Origin of the sequence: Streptomyces violaceusniger Tu 4113 (assembly GCF_000147815.2) — a bacterium.
Taxonomy (GTDB): domain Bacteria; phylum Actinomycetota; class Actinomycetes; order Streptomycetales; family Streptomycetaceae; genus Streptomyces; species Streptomyces violaceusniger_A.
Genome location: NC_015957.1, coordinates 8,645,986 through 8,661,830, shown reverse-complemented (window position 1 = coordinate 8,661,830; position 15,845 = coordinate 8,645,986). Strand labels below are relative to the sequence as shown.

General features: G+C 71.1%; 17 protein-coding genes. 12 read left to right on the top strand and 5 right to left on the bottom strand.

Annotation, left to right across the window (positions count from 1 at the left end):
* Positions 1-792: 792 nt before the first annotated feature.
* A complete protein-coding gene (locus STRVI_RS35590) occupies positions 793-1,569 on the bottom strand; it encodes an alpha/beta fold hydrolase (RefSeq protein ID WP_167543249.1) in 777 nt (258 codons plus the stop codon).
* 889 nt (positions 1,570-2,458) lie between these two features.
* On the opposite strand from STRVI_RS35590, the gene STRVI_RS35585 reads away from it, so the two are divergent.
* Positions 2,459-2,758 carry a hypothetical protein gene (locus STRVI_RS35585; RefSeq protein ID WP_014060416.1) on the top strand — a complete coding sequence of 100 codons (300 nt, stop codon included), beginning with the start codon at positions 2,459-2,461 and terminating at the stop codon, positions 2,756-2,758.
* Between the two features lie 297 nt (positions 2,759-3,055).
* Entirely contained in the window at positions 3,056-3,499 is a 444-nt protein-coding gene (locus tag STRVI_RS35580) for a protein-tyrosine phosphatase family protein (protein ID WP_014060415.1), read from the top strand.
* A 76-nt stretch (positions 3,500-3,575) separates the two neighbouring features.
* Here the strand turns inward: STRVI_RS35580 and STRVI_RS35575 are convergent, their stop codons facing one another.
* A complete protein-coding gene (locus STRVI_RS35575; protein ID WP_014060414.1) occupies positions 3,576-4,370 on the bottom strand; it encodes a polysaccharide lyase family 7 protein in 795 nt (264 codons plus the stop codon).
* A 451-nt stretch (positions 4,371-4,821) separates the two neighbouring features.
* Between STRVI_RS35575 and STRVI_RS35570 the strand changes: the two genes are divergently transcribed.
* From STRVI_RS35570 to STRVI_RS35560, 3 genes are all read left to right on the top strand, one after another.
* Positions 4,822-5,661, top strand: coding sequence for an RNA polymerase sigma factor (locus STRVI_RS35570; protein WP_014060413.1), 840 nt, complete (start codon positions 4,822-4,824; stop codon positions 5,659-5,661).
* A complete protein-coding gene (locus STRVI_RS35565) occupies positions 5,658-6,620 on the top strand; it encodes a CU044_5270 family protein (RefSeq protein WP_014060412.1) in 963 nt (320 codons plus the stop codon). The genes STRVI_RS35570 and STRVI_RS35565 overlap by 4 nt, the downstream gene beginning before the upstream one ends.
* 297 nt (positions 6,621-6,917) lie before the next feature.
* Positions 6,918-7,697: a GNAT family N-acetyltransferase gene (locus STRVI_RS35560; RefSeq protein WP_014060411.1), complete on the top strand. Its 780-nt coding sequence runs from the start codon at positions 6,918-6,920 to the stop codon at positions 7,695-7,697.
* 59 nt (positions 7,698-7,756) lie between these two features.
* Here STRVI_RS35560 and STRVI_RS35555 read toward each other — a convergent pair whose 3' ends face one another.
* Complete coding sequence (locus STRVI_RS35555; protein ID WP_014060410.1) at positions 7,757-8,398, bottom strand: CatB-related O-acetyltransferase; 642 nt, start codon at positions 8,396-8,398, stop codon at positions 7,757-7,759.
* A gap of 262 nt (positions 8,399-8,660) precedes the next feature.
* Here STRVI_RS35555 and STRVI_RS35550 point away from each other — a divergent pair, with 262 nt between their 5' ends.
* From STRVI_RS35550 to STRVI_RS35535, 4 genes are all read left to right on the top strand, one after another.
* Complete coding sequence (locus STRVI_RS35550) at positions 8,661-10,235, top strand: FG-GAP and VCBS repeat-containing protein (RefSeq protein ID WP_014060409.1); 1,575 nt, start codon at positions 8,661-8,663, stop codon at positions 10,233-10,235.
* A 106-nt stretch (positions 10,236-10,341) separates the two neighbouring features.
* Entirely contained in the window at positions 10,342-10,782 is a 441-nt protein-coding gene (trxA, locus tag STRVI_RS35545; protein WP_014060408.1) for a thioredoxin, read from the top strand.
* Positions 10,775-11,422 (top strand): histidine phosphatase family protein, encoded by a 648-nt coding sequence (locus STRVI_RS35540; protein WP_014060407.1) that lies wholly within the window; start codon positions 10,775-10,777, stop codon positions 11,420-11,422. Before trxA ends, STRVI_RS35540 begins: the two co-directional genes overlap by 8 nt.
* A 157-nt stretch (positions 11,423-11,579) precedes the next feature.
* A complete protein-coding gene (locus STRVI_RS35535; RefSeq protein ID WP_014060406.1) occupies positions 11,580-12,005 on the top strand; it encodes an OsmC family peroxiredoxin in 426 nt (141 codons plus the stop codon).
* On the opposite strand, the gene STRVI_RS35530 is transcribed toward STRVI_RS35535, so the two are convergent.
* The gene (locus STRVI_RS35530; RefSeq protein WP_014060405.1) at positions 11,980-12,603 is read right to left on the bottom strand and encodes a hypothetical protein; all 624 of its coding nucleotides are present in this window, start codon (positions 12,601-12,603) and stop codon (positions 11,980-11,982) included. The genes STRVI_RS35535 and STRVI_RS35530 overlap by 26 nt on opposite strands.
* A 123-nt stretch (positions 12,604-12,726) precedes the next feature.
* Between STRVI_RS35530 and STRVI_RS35525 the strand changes: the two genes are divergently transcribed.
* The 3 genes from STRVI_RS35525 to STRVI_RS51330 all read left to right on the top strand — a co-directional run bounded on the left by STRVI_RS35525 (position 12,727) and on the right by STRVI_RS51330 (position 15,382).
* Positions 12,727-13,503 (top strand): IclR family transcriptional regulator, encoded by a 777-nt coding sequence (locus STRVI_RS35525; RefSeq protein WP_014060404.1) that lies wholly within the window; start codon positions 12,727-12,729, stop codon positions 13,501-13,503.
* Positions 13,500-14,366: an SMP-30/gluconolactonase/LRE family protein gene (locus STRVI_RS35520; RefSeq protein WP_014060403.1), complete on the top strand. Its 867-nt coding sequence runs from the start codon at positions 13,500-13,502 to the stop codon at positions 14,364-14,366. The genes STRVI_RS35525 and STRVI_RS35520 overlap by 4 nt, the downstream gene beginning before the upstream one ends.
* 131 nt (positions 14,367-14,497) lie before the next feature.
* Entirely contained in the window at positions 14,498-15,382 is an 885-nt protein-coding gene (locus STRVI_RS51330; RefSeq protein WP_014060402.1) for an SCO2400 family protein, read from the top strand.
* Between the two features lie 34 nt (positions 15,383-15,416).
* Here STRVI_RS51330 and STRVI_RS35510 read toward each other — a convergent pair whose 3' ends face one another.
* A complete protein-coding gene (locus STRVI_RS35510) occupies positions 15,417-15,845 on the bottom strand; it encodes a MarR family winged helix-turn-helix transcriptional regulator (protein WP_014060401.1) in 429 nt (142 codons plus the stop codon).

The window sequence follows — 15,845 nt, the reverse complement described above, 5'->3', positions numbered from 1 at the left end:
GTGGTTGATGCGACGGCGGTGTTCAGCATGATCAGCGGCCTCGGTGAGGCAGCCTTGGGAGCGCTTGCCGGAGTGTATGGACCGGTCTTGTTGGAGAAGCGCTGGAACAGCACGCAGCAAAGCGGCGACGCCCATACGACGGTAGCCAAGGCACGGCAGGCCGGGCAGGCGTGGCTTCGCGCGGTACACCGCGCCACTCAGGATCTCCAGGCGGGCAGGGCAGTCGACATCGCTGCCTTCCGAGGCAGCTATGGAGACGGTGACCGCTGCGGTGACCGATCTTGCGCGACCTGGCGTCGAGCTTCACCGCGTGCCGTCCGGCGCCGCGGACTTGAGCGGTCCCACCGTCACGAGAATGTGGGAGCAGCGTGATGGTGTGAACTCGGCGACGCCTCCAAGCTGGTCGACCCCGTGCTCGGCTACCTCCTCGGCTCCGGTGAGGCAATTGCCTCACCGCGCCGGATCGAGCCGGATCGAGGCAGACGCGGCAAGGATCGAATCGGATGGAGATGTCCGGTTCTCCGGCAAAACCGCAGGTTAGATGGGTCACCGGTTTAGGTTCGAGTCCCACCCGCCCCACCAGGGCACTAGGCGGGCAGACCCATCCTGACCTGCGCAGACGCAGATACGGGAGTCGCCGCGCCGACGCGGTGGCTCCCGTTCATCCGTTCAGACGAAGATCCGGTGGGACGCGTAGTGGACGCGGGGCGCGGGGACGCGCCACCAATGGCCCAGGTGTCACCTGACTGCTGTGCGCCGTGGGCGAAGCAGACGGCGATGTCGCTGTGGAACCTACTTCCGCAGGAAGGACTGCAGCATGGCCGTCACTTCCCGCGGCTTCTCCTCGGTCACCCAGTGACCCGAACCCTTCAGGACCCGGCCGTGGACGTTCAGGGCGTAGTCACGCCATTGGTCGGCGATTTTGCCACCGAACGACGCCTGGCCGCCGCTCGCCAGGATGGGCATCCTCAGTTTGCCTTCGGCCAGGAACTTCTTGTTCTGCCGGACGTCTTCGCGGAGCTGGCGGTACATGCGCATCCAGGCCAGCGTGCGGCCCGGCTCCTTCAGGTAGTGGGCGTAGAAGTCGTAGTCGGACGGCGTGAACGCGGACTTGTTGACCAGAAGCTCCCCGATGAAGCCGTGGACGAAGACGCGCTCATGACCGGAGATGAGCTGCTCGGCGAGCGGCAACTGGAACAGGCCGAAGTGCCACATCGACGGGGTCTTCGGGTTGGCCGACAGAGCCGGGAAGCGGTACAGGCTGTCGTCCGGGATGGGAGCTTCCATCACGGCCATGCGGCGCACCTCCGACGGCCACTGGGCCGCGTAGGCGTAACTGACCCACAGACCCACGTCGTGCCCGACGACCTGGACGCCGTCGTTCAGTTTCAGCCGCTTCAGCAGCTCATGCACGTCCCTGGCCATCTGCGCCTTCTGGTAACCGCTCTTGGTGACTTCGGAGTTGCCGGCGCCACGGAGGTCGACGGCGATCACGGTGTGGTTCTTGGAGAGCGGTCCCATCTGGTCCCGCCACTCGGCCCACGACTGGGGGAATCCGTGGATCAGCACGACCGGTGAACCTTTGCCGCCTCGCAGGTAATGCATGCGGAAGCCGTTTACGTTCGCGTACTTCGACTGAAAGCCGGGGGGCGGTTTCGCCTGCGGGTAAGGCGACGGCGATTGCGCTGTCGCGGTGCCATGCCCGCGACTCTCGCCCCATGCTCCAGAACTCGTGCTGAGGGAGACCACCAGGACAGTCACCAGCGCCGCGACGAGTGCGGCGAACGTGTTGGTCTTTCCTATTCGGGTACCCATGATTCACCTACCTGAAGTGATTCACCGAGTCAGGAACGCTTCCAGCAGCAATAGTGATAGTGCGGGGCAAAACGAAGCATTGCCTGCCCCTCCTGGCTGTAGAGGGTGCCGAAGGCAGGGCTGAACGGTGGCCCTGCCCCACCATCGTGTGCACAGCACGCGGGGATACGCCATTGGGAGGTGACGTTCGGGGAGGGCGCCTACGCTTCAGTGGACGGCAGCGGCCGTCACGCCGACTACGGACGACCCTTCGGAGCTCGGCGGGCGGTCCGGGCCGCTCCCGGTCGCTCTGCCAGGCCCTCTCGGGGACGCCGCAGCGCGATTCGCCGCGAGCCGAGCGGATCTCGACACCCTCTGATGACCACCACGGTGGCCCCGGCAGCCTCGCCGGGCCGCCCCGGCTCGGACGCTGTCGCTTGCCATACCGCCTACCTGCCCCAGTTCTGGGACACGGCATCTTCCTCTGGTCCGCCCAGTGATCCGAACGAACTTCCAAGGCCAACTGAGATGCGCACGGCCGCGCTGTCTGAAAGGGGATCACTCGTTTGTGGGACTTCGGCATACAAAGCCCATTTCATGACGAGTGTCCTGTCGGCCGTCGACGACGGCCGAGCAACCAGGCTGCCAACGAAGGAAGTTGACGATGAGCTTCATCCAGACCGGCAAGATCGACCTGAACTCGGACAACGCGGTCGAGACGAATGGCGGTAACACCTCGACCTTCACGCGCGTGACCTTCCCCACCCCGTTTCCGGCGGGTTCCAACGTCGTCGTCCTCCCGCTGACCCAGACCTTCAACGGCCCAGAGACGCCGGGCATCCGCATTCATGACGTCACCAACACGGGCTTCCTCATCCGCCTGAACGAGGTGTACGCCGGCGCCGCCAAGAGCGATGGCAAGCACACCACCGAAACCATCGGCTGGCTGGCCGCGACCGTCTGATGCGCGCGCACCGACCGGGTGCCGGCGGCTCCCTCCCTTGAGGAGCGCCCGGTCGGAGCGCCGCTGCGCACTCGCGCTCGACAGCGAGCCACCGAGCCACCGAGGACCGCTCAGTGCTCCCCGAACTCGACGGCACGGAGGCGACATGAACGGGGAACCGCGTGGGCAAGAATCCGCTCTGCTCCACCCCGGGCACCAGGGGCGGGAACCCCGCTTCGCCGGTAAGGCACCCTCTGACCTGCGCGGGCGCTTCGACACTTCGAGGGATGTGGGTCTTCGGACCGGGAGCGGGGGCCGATGAGCGACGCACCACTGCCGGGTGCCCTTCGGCTCCCGGATGGCTCCTGGGTCCGTGGCCGGGGCCTGCGGCACCCACGACCGGACGGGCCGCTGCCCGGCTTCGGTCTCTATCTCGGGTCCACCCGGCTGCGCCGACGGCATGACCGGGAGCTGGAGTGGGAGCGCGCGTGGATCGAGTGGCCCGATTTCCTGCTGCCGCGTGACCGCGACCTGGCCGTGCGGCAGATCCGCGCGCTGCACCAGCGGGCACGGGCGGGCACGCCCGTCGAAGTCGCCTGCGGAGGCGGCGTCGGGCGTACCGGAACCGTCATCGCCTGCCTGGCCGTCATGGCGGGGGTGTCGCCCGCGGACGCGGTGGCCTGGACGCGCGCGCACCATCACCCCCGGGCCGTCGAGACCCCTTGGCAGCGGCGCTGGGTGGTTCGGTTCCCGGGCGGCTGACTCCGGCGATCCGACGACCCGGCGATCCGGCGATCCGACGACCCGGCGGCCCCCTTGACCGCCGGGTCTCAGGCGCTCAGCCGTGGGAGACGGTCAGGCCGTAGAAGCCGACGCGCGCTCCGTTCGTGGTGCTGTCGGAGGACGACTGGTTGTAGGAGCCGGCCTTGAAGTACTGCTTGTACTGGAAGAAGGACGACGGGATGTCGTAGTGCGTCGTGCTGCCGTTGACCGTCAGGTCGATGGTGTCGCCGCCGGAGACGCCGATCGTGTAGTTCCACGTCTTGCCGACCGACACATTGGCCACGTTGTGCAGCGTCTGGCCGCCCTCGGGCGAGTTCTCCGTTCCGAGGACGATGTCGCCGTTGGCGCGGTAGTACAGCTCCACCAGCGGCTTCGTGGAGGACCCGCCCGAGCCGAGGTGGATCTGCCCGACGCAGACGTTCTTCGTCACCGACACCACGCGCAGCGTCGCCTGCAACGTGTGGGAGCCGCTCAGGGACCAGTCCGCGGCGCCGCCGTTGCGGTTCATCTCGCGCAGCTCGGAGCGGGCGTAGTTGGAGTTCGGTGTGGTGACGCCCTTCTCCGGCGCCCAGAACGTCATCGCCCCGTCGCGCTTGTCGGTGTAGAAGTAGTCGTCCTGGAATCCGTTCGAGCCCTGAAGCCGGGACGAGGGGATGGTCGTCGGCTTGCCGGGGGAGCCGACCGGTTCCTGGAGTTGCCACACCGACAGGTCGAAGTTGCCGCCCGGCGCCTTCGACGGGTCGGCGAAGGGGGTGGCCGCGGTGGTGGCGCCGGCGGGCATCGCGAGGGCCAGGCCACCGATGACGGCGGTCACGGTCGCCAGCGAGGCGAGCAGCGTACGGATGCGCATGGGAATGCCTTCCCGTGGGGGGTGGGAGTAGGCGCGCGTCCACATACATGAAGGGCATGTTTCTTTGTGAACGACGAGACCTGTCGAGAAGGTAGAGTCGTGGCGTGCCCGCGTCAATCCTCTGCGCGGAGGAATGGGGAAGGCCAGGGGCGCCGGGGCCCGGGCCGGCGAAAAGGCCGCGCGGCTGGCTCCTGACCGTTCACCCCACCCGGCGCCGCCGTGCGGCTCGTGTCCTCGAGCGGAGTGTTCAGGCCGGCGATGCGGTGCGGGGCCCAGTAGGCGCGGAGGCGCCGCTCGTCCTGGTCCGTCGGCGCCATCGCATGGCCGGGCGCGGGAACGGCCCGGCCGGCGGTGCGGCGACGGGGATTGCCCGGTCCGTGGGTGATGCGGCTCGTGTGTGGGTGTGCGCGGCGCCACAGGGACGAGGGGCGCCGAGTGGACAGGGCTGGTTGTGGAACTTTCCCTACGTGACCGGATACGGGCCGGTGATCAGGCGGCCTTCGCCGAGCTGTTCGGTGCGCATGCGCGGGCCGTGTACAGCCATGCCGCCCGGCTGACTGGAGACCGGGGCGCCGCGGAGGACGTGGTGTCCCTGACCTTCCTGGAGGCGTGGCGGCTGCGGGAGAAGCTGAGACCCGATGCCGCGCCCTTCGAAGGATTCGAAGGAGAGGCCGGGAGCCTCGACGGCGAGGGCCTGCGGCCCTGGCTCTACGGCATCGCCACCAACGTCCTGCGCAACACCCGCCGCACCGCTCGCCGTCACAGCGCCGCACTCGCCCGGCTCCCGGACCGCCCGGCGGACCACGACACCGTGCCCGACTTCGCGGACGAACTCGTCGGCCGTATGGAGGACGCCGAACGGCTCGCCGCCGCCCGCACCGCGCTGGGCCGGCTCCGCAGATCCGAGCGCGAGGTGTTCGCCCTGTGCGTCTGGTCGGGGCTGAGTTACGCGGCGGCGGGCGAGGCCCTGGGCGTACCGGCCAGCACCGTACGGTCGCGGCTCGCCCGGGCCAGGCAGCGCCTGCGGCGCTTGGCGGAGGCGGAGTTGGCCCGGCGTACGTCCGGCGGGCGCGCGCCGGGCCAACGGCGTACGTCCGGCGGGCGGCCACCCCCCGAGGGCCGAGGAGTGCCGTTTACCGGACGGCCTTCCGAGAGCCCGGGAGCGCCATGTGCCCCCGGACCACCGGATGTTCCACCCAGCCCAGAAACGCCGAGACTCGCTCCTCGCACCGGACAGGTACCGGGTGGCCGCCCCGAAGCGGCCCGGTCGACACAGGAGAAGCACCGATGAGCCCCGAAGAGCGCGAAGCACTGGCCAGGCTGCTGCCGAGCCCGGGTGAGCCGGTCCTGCCGAATGACCGCCATGACCTGCTGCAGGAGCATCTGATGCGAGAGCTCGCCCAGGACGTAACCGCCACCTCGGACGTATCCGCCACCCAGGAGACCGGGACGGCGCCCGGGCCGCGAGAGCCCGCCCGCCGTCGCCGGTTCGCCCTGATCGCCGTACCCCTTGCCACAGCCGCCGCGGTCGCCGCCGTGGCCGTCCTCGGCATGGCCGGATCCGACACTCCTCCGACCGACCAGGAGGCGGTCGACCTCCTGAACCGCATCGCCACGGTCGCCGCCGAGAAGAAGGCCGTGACCGTACGCGACGACCAGTACGTCTACATCAGCACCCAGGGCTCCGAGAAGGTCGAGGACGTCCAGAACAGCGGCACCCAGACCTTCCGCCGCGCGAACTGGACCGCCGTCAACGGCAAGCGCCCCGGGCTGGCCCGGATCACCAGGCTGTCGGGCCCGGCCCTCCCGGGGCATGACGTCCCCAAGGGCACCCCGGAGGACCTGACGCTGTACTCCGACCCGAACGTCACCACGTACCGCGAGCTGGAGGCACTGCCCACCGACCCCGACGCGCTGCTGAAGAAGATCTACGCCGACACGAAGGACGACGGCTCGATCAACCGGGGCCAGGCGCTGGAGAGGATCGGCGAGATGCTCGCCGACGCGAAGCTCCTTCCCGAGCTGAACGCCGCGCTCTATCGCGCCGCGGCGAAGATCCCGGGCGTCTCGGTGGTCCGGAACGCCAAGGACTTCGCCGGCCGTCCGGGCATCGGCCTGAGCTTCAAGGACCGTGACGACCGCGACACATGGGTCTTCGACAAGAAGTCTCTCAACTACCTGGGCTCGGACGAGGTGGCCGTGCTCGGCGCCGGAGTCGTGGACAAGGTCGGTGAGACACCGGGCACCTGATACCGCATCAGGCGGCGGCGGCGGCGCTCGCGAGCGAGGGGGCGCCGCCTCTCTCATGCGCCGCCCGGCGAAAACGAACTGTCACTCGGTCACGCCGTGCGATACGTTCCGGGTGGCAATTCTTCCTGCCTGCTATCTGCCAAAGGACTGAAGCCCATGGACTCGGCGTCCCCCAGCGGCCGCCGTCGGCACTGAATGATCGGTGCCACACGCGTCTCCTCACGGCGGCCCCACGTATCCGCACGCCATTCCTTTCGCGGCGCCTTCCGTCGCGCTTCTTCGTGAGGTCACATCACCATGGGCACCGACGTCCAGAGCTTTGCCGTAGCCAACCTCCGCCGCCGCCCAGTGCTTGTCGAAACCGCAGGCTTTGTGGCGGGGTTCGATCCCGGCACCACCAGCCCGTACATCAACTACGCGACCCCTCTCCCGGGCACCCGGCCCACCGCCCGGGACATCAAGGAGCTGGTCGAGGCGTTCCGGGTACGCGAGCTCAAGCCCAGGCTCGAGTTCGCGCCGGACGCCGCGCCCGCCGTGGAGCCCGCGCTGCGGGAAGCGGGGTTCAGTGTGGAGGCGGTGCACGCGTATCTGGTGTGCACCCCGGACACGCTCACCCTTCCCCCGGACACGGAGGCCGGCCCGGTGGCGGCCTCGGCGGCGGTCCCGGTGGCGGTCCCGTCCACGGACGAGGACTACCGGGCGATCGACGCCGCGCTGTCCGAGGCGTTCGTCGGTGAGTTCGCCTCCTCCCTGGAGGGGGCGGCCCGGCTGCGTCGCATCCAGGAGGACGGGGGAGCGGTCCGGTTCGTCCGGGCACCCGACGGGGGCTGCGCCGGCGGGGCCACCTGCTCGGCACCCGCCGTGGGCACCGCGGAACTGGCGGGCGTGGGCACCCGGCCCGCCTTCCGCGGCCGGGGCATCGCCGCCGTGGTCACCGCCGCGCTGACCGAGACGATGTTCGCCCGAGGAGCCCAGTCGGTATGGCTGGAGTACTCGGGTGAGGGCTCCCGCCGCGTGTACGAACGCGTCGGCTACCAGCCCCGGGGCACCCGTCTGTACATGAGTCTCGAGCGCTGAGAGAAGGGGGCCTGCTCTGCGGCCGAGACCGTAGAGCAGGCCCCTCCGCCGGACAGGGGTCAGCGCGGGGCCGCCGCCGCCAGCTCGTCCACGCTTCCGGACATGATCGTGCGGACATGGGCGGTCAGGTGCTCGATCGGCCAGTCCCACCAGGCCAGGGCCAGCAGCCGGGCGATGTCCTCGTCGTCGTAGCGGCGGCGGATGAGCTTGGCCGGATTGCCGCCGACGATGCCGTAGTCGGGGACGTCGTCCACCACCACGGAACCGGAGGCGATGACCGCGCCGTGGCCGATGCGGACGCCGGGCATCACCATCGTCCGGTATCCGAACCAGACGTCGTGGCCGACCACGGTGTCGCCCCGGCCCGGCAGCCCGGTGATCAGGTCGAAGTGGTCGGCCCACGAACCGCCCATGATGGGGAAGGGGAAGGTGGAGGGGCCGTCCATGCGGTGGTTGGCGCCGTTCATGATGAACCGCACCCCTTCGCCCAGCGCGCAGAACTTCCCGATGACCAGCCGCTCGGGCCCGTAGTGGTACAGCACATTACGGGTTTCGAACGCGGTGGGGTCATCCGGGTCGTCGTAGTACGAGAACTCCCCGGCCTCGATCAGCGGCGAGGTGATCAGCGGCTTCAGCAGCACCACCCGTGGCTGCTCGGGCATCGGGTGCAGCACTGTCGGGTCGGCGGGTATGGCCGGCATCGGGCATCGCCCTTCCTCGTCCGGGGAGGTTTTCTCGCCATGATCGCAACCTCGGCGCCCGGTGTCGCGCGCATTCCGCGGGGGCATCGGCGGGGCGTCGGCGGGGACGTCCGTGAGGCAACCCGATCGTGCTTCCTGGAGTCCTTGAGCGGTGGAGCCTTCGTTCGCATCCGCGTTCGTGTCCGTAGCTGTGCCCGTTGTCCGTGCCCGTTGTCCGTGTCTCTTGTCCGTGACCGCTCGATCCGCCTCGCGAGGTGCCGCCGTGCGTTCGTCCGTTCCCGTCCCCGTCGCCGCCGTGACCGTGTCCGTGCTGCTGCTCGCCGGGTGCAGCGAGGGCGGCCACGGGGGCCCGAAGCCGGTGGAGGGCGCCACGAAGGGGACGGCCGGTGTCTCGCTCGGGGACTTCAACGGCGACGGTTACGACGACTTCGCCACCGCCATCCGCCCCGCCAGCGCCTCCCGGGGGCCGCTGCCCGCCCGGCTGGCGGTGGTCTACGGCTCGGCGCACGGCCTCGACCCGCGGCACCGCCTCGTCGTCGACGGCGCCGAGGACGACTACGTCGGGCCCCTGCTGCGCACCGATCTCGACGGCGACGGTTTCACCGACCTGGTGACGGCGCGCTTCCGGCACGGGAGTTCGCCGCGGGGCGAGCGGACGGGGGAGACGGTGATATTGCGCGGCGGCCCCCGCGGGCTGGCCGCGCCGCGCCCCCTCCGGGGTGGCGCGGCCGGATTTCTGGCGCTGGCCGTGGGGGACTTCGACGGGGACGGCGCGGCCGACCTGCTGGCCTCGGCGGCCGACGGCCGGGGTGCGGTACGGGTGCTGTACGGGCCGTTCGGCACCAAGGCGGGCCCCGCCCGTACCACCCCGCTCCCCACCGGCCGGTCCCACCGCGCGGCGCCCGCGCCCGCACCTGCCACCGCCACCGCCGGGGACTTCGACGGCGACCGTCGCACCGATGTGGTGCTGACCTACCGCTACGACGCGGTTCAGCCGGAACGGGCGGATCAGCCGGACAAGTCCGACCAGCCGGACGAGCCCGATCAGCCCGACCAGCCGAATCACCCGGAAGCCGACGACACCACCCCCCTCGACACCCCCGTCGCCCACTACCGCGGCGGCCCCAAGGGCCTGGTCCGGGACAAGCGGCCCGAGGCGCGCCTGGCCCACGCCCTCGGCACGGAGGACGGCCCGCGCGAGCCCGCGGCCGGGGACGCCGACCACGACGGGATCGACGATCTGCTCGCGCCCGGCCAGGGCACCCTCGGCCCCGGGCGGCACCGCGGCTCCGGGCGGCTGACCGTCGTCCACGGCGCGAGGTCCGGTCTGGGCCGGGGGCGTCCGGATCTCACGGTCGACCCGTCCGGGCCGGGCCTGCCCGGCGACGCATGCCGCGGCGATGGTTTCGGCGGCTCCCCGGCCGTCGGCGACATCACCGGTGACGGCCGTCCCGACCTGGTGGTGGCCACCCCGGAGAAGAACTACGGCAACGGTCGGCTCACCCTGCTGCCCGGTTCACGGCGTGGGCACGGCGGCGAGTACGACCCGGCCGCGAGCGCGCACGAGGGGAACGGCGGGGAGCAGACCCTGGACCTCGACACCCCGGGGGTGCCCGGCCGGCACACTCCCTACGGCTTCGACGCCTTCGCCCCCCAGCCCCCACTCCTCGACGTCGACGGGGACGGACACGACGATGTGATCGCCGCCGCGCCCGGCTACGGCCACGGCCGGACGGGTGGCTTCTGGGTCTTCCGGGGCACCGATCGCGGGCTGTCCACCAGGGTCGTACGCCGTTTCACCCCCGCCGACCTGGGCATACGCTTCCGGACGGCCTGACCCGTGGAGCAGCCGTAAGGCGCCACGGCCCCGGAATAACGGCGGGCGGTGGCGGGGTTACCGTGCATGTGGCATCTGCCGACGTACGGAAGCGGGTAACGCAGGCATGAGCACTAGCACCGTCGAACTCACCAAGGACAACTTCGACGAGATCGTGTCCGGGAGCGAATTCGTTCTGATCGATTTCTGGGCCTCCTGGTGCGGGCCGTGCCGGATGTTCGCGCCCATCTACGAGAAGGCCGCCGAGCGCCATCAGGATCTGCTGTTCGCCAAGGTCGACACCGAGGCCCAGCCCGAGCTGGCCGCCGCCTTCGACATCCAGTCCATCCCCACGCTGATGATCGTGCGGGAGAACATCGCGGTCTTCGCCCAGCCCGGCGCCCTCCCCGAGCCGGCCCTGGAGGACCTCATCGGCCAGGCCCGCGGCCTCGACATGGACAGCGTGCGGGCCTCCATCGCCGCCGCGTCGAACGAGAAGCGGGCCATCGACGAGGAGAAGGAGCAGGCCGCCGCCGGCGACGAGAAGGCGTCCGGCAACCGTGGCTGAGCTGGTGCTGATCCGGCACGGTGAAACCGACTGGAGCCGGTCGCGCAAGCACACAAGCTGGACCGATGTGCCCCTGACACCGCGCGGTGAGGAGCAGGCCCGCGCCCTGCGCCCGCCGCTCGCCGCGCGGAAGATCGGGCTGACCCTGGTCAGCCCGATGGCCCGGGCCATGCGCACTGCCCGGCTCGCCGGGCTGGAGGACCTCACGGTCGAGCCCGATCTGCACGAATGGGACTACGGCGGCTACGAGGGCATCACCACCACCGAGATCCACCGCACCCGCCCCGACTGGAACCTGTGGACCGACGGCGTCCCGCCGGGCGGCCCGGACCACCCGGGGGAGTCGCCCGAGCGGATCGGAGCCCGTGTGGACCGGGTGCTCGCCCGGATCGCCGCCGAGCTGGAGGCGGCGGACGGCGCCGATGTGGTGCTGGTGGCACACGCCCACGTCCTGCGGGTGCTCACCGCCCGCCGGCTGGGCCTGCCCCCGTCCGCCGGCGCGCTCTTCCGGCTGGACACCGCGACCGTGAGTCGACTCGGAACTGAGCATGGTCGCCCGGCCGTGGTCGCCTGGAACGTAGGCTCGGAGTCGATCTCCGGGCAGGGGGCGACCGGAAGCGGTGGCACCCCCGCCGGGTGATCACCTCCGACCGTCCGCGTAGACGTCTCGGTCCACGTGGACGTCTCGGAATACGCATACGCATCACGCATCACCCATACGCATTACGCATACGTCTCGTCCGGCGCTCCACCACCGACGGGTGGACGTCACCGACAGGAAGCAGGGAACAGCGAGCATGGCTACGACGCGTACCGCGCACACCGTCTGGCAGGGCAATCTGGCCCAGGGACAGGGGACCGTCACCTTCGACTCCTCCGGCATCGGCGAGCAGCCGGTCTCCTGGCCGTCCCGCGCCGAGCAGGCCAACGGCAAGACCAGCCCCGAGGAGCTGATCGCGGCGGCCCACTCGAGCTGCTTCTCGATGGCGCTCTCGCACGGCCTCACCCAGGCGGGCAACCCGCCCACCCAGCTCACCACCCAGGCCGACGTCACCTTCCAGCCCGGCACCGGGATCACCGGCATCCACCTCACCGTCGAGGGCACGGTGGACGGCCTGGACGAGGCCGCGTTCACCGCGGCGGCCGAGGACGCCAAGAAGAACTGCCCGGTGAGCCAGGCGCTCGCCGGTACGGAGATCACGCTGTCGGCGAAGCTGGCCTGACGTTCTCCAAACGCTGCAGCAGACCCCAGGTGAACTCCGCCACGTAGTGGCGGAGTTCACCGTTCTCCGCCTCCGGTGCGTCGAAGGCCAGCCGCCAGCGGGTGGGCGCCGAGCCCTCCATGGGCCGCGCGGGCGCGAAGGCACGCGCCACCTCGTCCACCGTGCAGGACCAGGGCACGAGGTCGGCGGCCGTACGCAGCCGCGGCCCGGGCGCGCCCGGAGCGCGCACCAGCCACTCGTTCCACACCGCCCCGTTCGGCGCGGTGAGCACCTCGAACCGCAGATCCGGCCAGAGCGGCACGGACCAGCTCAGCGCCTCGCAGGTCAGATCGCCGATCCGGCGGGTGGAGGTGGACTCGGGCGCCCCCAGCACGGAGCGGTAGCGGGCCACCGCCGAGCGCCGCCGGGGCGAGCGCTGCATGGCCTGCCAGCGGCGGTTGGCCTCGCGCATCACCGCACGCCCGAAGCCCAGCTCGCGCAGCGCGTCCTCGACCAGCCCCGGCTGATGGTCGGCCATCCGCCGCAGCAGCACGAGGACGAAGGGGAAGGGGGTGGGGAACGAGTCGGGCCGGGGGAACGAGCCGGGTGCGGAATCCATGGCTCCCACTTTGCCGGACCATTGCCGGGGGAAGTCCCCTGTGCATAACCTGTGTTCGCGATACCGGCCACCGGCCGGAATCTCGAACGCTTGCCATCTGACCAGAAGGGGAGGGCGAGCACTATGGGACGCCTGGTGCCCGCGGTGACACGGGCTCTGGACATACTCGAGCTCTTCCTGGACGGAGACGGCACCCTCTCCGCACCCGAGATCACCCGTCGGCTCGGCCTGCCCCGTACGACCGTCCATGAGCTGGTGACCACCCTGGCCGCCCGTTCCTATCTGGTCCAGGTACCCGACCAGCCCGGCCGCTATCGGCTCGGGGTGCGGCCGTATCAGCTCGCCAGCCGCTACGCCGAGCAGCTCGACCTGGCCGCCGAGGGCCGGCAGGTGGCCCGGAGCGTCGCGGAGACCTGCGACGAGACCGTGCATGTCGCGATTCTCGAGGGCATGGACGTCATCTATATCGCCAAGGTCGACTCCACCCACGCCGTCCGCATGGTCTCCGCCGCCGGCCGCCGGCTGCCCGCCCACTGCACCTCGGTCGGCAAGATGCTGCTCGCCTCCCTGCCGGACGACGCCCTGGACGCGCGGCTGTCGAACGAGCAGCCGCTGGCCGCGATGACGGACAACAGCATCACCTCCCCCATCGAACTGCGCCGCCATCTCGTCACCGTGCGCGAGCGCGGCATCGCGGTCGAACAGCGGGAGTCCAACCCCGATGTGAGCTGCGTGGCGGCTCCCGTACGGGACTCCACGGGCAAGGTGGTCGCGGCGCTGTCGATCTCGGTGCCGACGATCCGCTGGAGCGAGGAGCGCCAGGCCGAGCTGGCGGAGCTGGCGGCCAAGGGCGCGGGAGAGCTGTCGGTGCGGCTGGGACATCGGAGGCGGGACATATGAGCACACGGCCGTCGCTCGAGATCGCGGTGCGCGCGAGCGCCGTGCTCGGTGAGGGACCCACCTGGGACGCCGCCGCCCGGCGGCTGATCTGGGTGGACATCCTCTCCTCCCGCGTCCACACCTACGACCCCGCCACCGGCCGCCGCACCACCCTGGCCACCGAGCAGCACGTCGGCGCGGCCAAGCCCCGCGCGGGCGGCGGTCTGGTGGTCAACCTCCGTGACGGCATCGGGATGTACGGGGCCGACGGCGGCTTCGACTGGCTGCTGCGCGAGGCGGTCCCCGGCCGCCGTGGCAACGACGCCGCGGTGGCGCCGGACGGCGCGCTCTGGGCGGGCACCATGCGCTACGACGAGACGGCCGGCGGCGGCACGCTCTCCCGGATCGGGGCCGACGGCTCCCCTGCGGAGTTCCTGCCGGGGGTGACGGTCAGCAACGGCATCGGCTGGAGCCCGGACGGCCGCCTCATGTACTACACCGACACCCCCACCCGCCGTATCGACGTCTTCGACGTGGACGACGCCGATGGTCCGGTGGTCGCGAGCCGGAGGCCGTTCGCCGAGGTCGAGAAGGGTGCGGGCTTCCCGGACGGGCTGTGCGTGGACGCCGACGGCGCGGTGTGGGTCGCCCTGTGGGACGGCGCCGCGATCCGTCGCTACGCCCCCGACGGGACACTCGATCGGGTGGTGGAGCTTCCCTTCCCGCGCCCCACCGCGTGTGCCTTCGGCGGTGCGGACCTCACCGATCTGTATCTGACCTCGGCACGGGTCGGACTGGGCGCCGGAGCGCCGCCGCTCGCCGGGTCGCTGCTGGTCATCGAGGGTGCGGGGCAGGGTCTGGCGCAGCCCGCCTTCGCCGGCTGAGCGGGGCCGGGCGGGCACCGGCCGCCGGTGGGACAGGGCCTGACGAGGGCTTTCGTACGGTTCTTTGCACAGGATCCTCACACCCCGCGTCCTGCTGACCTACCCGTTGGTCACATAACCTGCCCGGCGAAATGGATTACTGCTCTCCCTGCCGCCGCCATCTCAACGGTGCCGTCTCCTGCCCCGGTTGCGGGACGCCCGCCGGGGATCTCGGCCTGCCCTCCGCCGCATCGGACACCGCGCACGAGGGCGGGGCCGACACGCCCGCGCCCCGTGCGGAGCGGAGAGCCGACCGGCGTGCGGACCGGCGTACGGGCGGACGTGCCGATCGGCGTACGGACGAGCACGCGGACCGGCATACGGATCGACGTACGGATCGACGTACGGACGAGCCCGAGGACGGACGTACGGGCGGGCGCGCGGAGCGGCGTGCGGCGCAGGCGTCCGCCGCCTCCGGGGCCACCCGTGCCTCGCGCCGGAAGCCCAAGCCCCGCCTCTTCGGCAGCCGCGCCCGTCGGGCCCGCCGGGGGCGTGGCCGCCGGGTGACGATCATGGCGGCGGTGCTCGGCCCGGTGCTGGCCGCGGTGTTCGTGGCCGAGCTGGCCACCGAGGGGCACTGGCGGGAGTCCTCCCCGTCGCCCAGTCGGCAGGAGCCGGTGGCCGACCGCAGTGGCGGGGTGTCGGACTCCGACGAGCCGGTCACCCAGGACACGACCGGCCCGAGTGAGCTCCCCTCGGCGTCGGACAGCGGCCAGGCATTGGACGACGCGTCCAAGGGCAAGGGCAAGGACGACGGGAAGTCCAAGGACGGGAAGGACGACACCTCGCCCGATCCGGACGGAGGCTCGTCCTCGGACCCGTCGGACGCCACCTCCTCGGCCCCGGGCGGCCCCGGTACGACCCAGCGGCCCACCACGCCGTCGCATCCGGGGCCCACCGCCCCGGCGACCGTCGCACCGACGCCGACCCCGTCGCCCTCGGAGACCTGCAATCGCTTCCTGTGGTGGTGCACCTAGCCGGGCGTCCCGGCGCGCTACGGCTCCGTCTTCGCTACGGCGTGACGCCCAGCATCCGCTTGAGCAGATCGCGCAGCACCGTACGCTCCTCGTCCGAGAGCTCCGCCAGCGGTTCGCGCGCGAAGTCGAGCGAGCCCCGGAGCCGCTCGGCGGTCTCCCGGCCCGCGTCGGTGGCGGCGGCCAGCTTGACCCGTCGGTCGGCGGGGTCGAGGCGGCGCTCGGCGAAGCCGCGCGACTCCAGGCGGTCCACGATCCCGGTGACGTTCGACGGCTCGCACTTGAGCTGCTGGGCGAGCCGGCGCATCGGCGTCGGGCCGCCGGACAGCAGGCCCAGCACCCGGGCCTGTGCTCCGGTCAGGGAGTGCTTGGCCGCGGCCTCCTCGTATTCCTCGTGATACCGGGCCACGATGGTGCCGATGAGCTCGACGACCTCGAGGGTCAGCGGGTCGATGCGGGACGTCAT

Coding starts and splice junctions, on each gene's coding strand:
- STRVI_RS35585 (WP_014060416.1), top strand. CDS start 2,459: ATGAGCTTCATCCAGACCGGCAAGATCGACCTGAACTCGGACAACGCG.
- STRVI_RS35580 (WP_014060415.1), top strand. CDS start 3,056: ATGAGCGACGCACCACTGCCGGGTGCCCTTCGGCTCCCGGATGGCTCC.
- STRVI_RS35575 (WP_014060414.1), bottom strand. CDS start 4,370: ATGCGCATCCGTACGCTGCTCGCCTCGCTGGCGACCGTGACCGCCGTC.
- STRVI_RS35565 (WP_014060412.1), top strand. CDS start 5,658: ATGAGCCCCGAAGAGCGCGAAGCACTGGCCAGGCTGCTGCCGAGCCCG.
- STRVI_RS35560 (WP_014060411.1), top strand. CDS start 6,918: ATGGGCACCGACGTCCAGAGCTTTGCCGTAGCCAACCTCCGCCGCCGC.
- STRVI_RS35555 (WP_014060410.1), bottom strand. CDS start 8,398: ATGCCGGCCATACCCGCCGACCCGACAGTGCTGCACCCGATGCCCGAG.
- trxA (WP_014060408.1), top strand. CDS start 10,342: ATGAGCACTAGCACCGTCGAACTCACCAAGGACAACTTCGACGAGATC.
- STRVI_RS35535 (WP_014060406.1), top strand. CDS start 11,580: ATGGCTACGACGCGTACCGCGCACACCGTCTGGCAGGGCAATCTGGCC.
- STRVI_RS35530 (WP_014060405.1), bottom strand. CDS start 12,603: ATGGATTCCGCACCCGGCTCGTTCCCCCGGCCCGACTCGTTCCCCACC.
- STRVI_RS35525 (WP_014060404.1), top strand. CDS start 12,727: ATGGGACGCCTGGTGCCCGCGGTGACACGGGCTCTGGACATACTCGAG.
- STRVI_RS35520 (WP_014060403.1), top strand. CDS start 13,500: ATGAGCACACGGCCGTCGCTCGAGATCGCGGTGCGCGCGAGCGCCGTG.
- STRVI_RS51330 (WP_014060402.1), top strand. CDS start 14,498: ATGGATTACTGCTCTCCCTGCCGCCGCCATCTCAACGGTGCCGTCTCC.
- STRVI_RS35510 (WP_014060401.1), bottom strand. CDS start 15,845: ATGACGTCCCGCATCGACCCGCTGACCCTCGAGGTCGTCGAGCTCATC.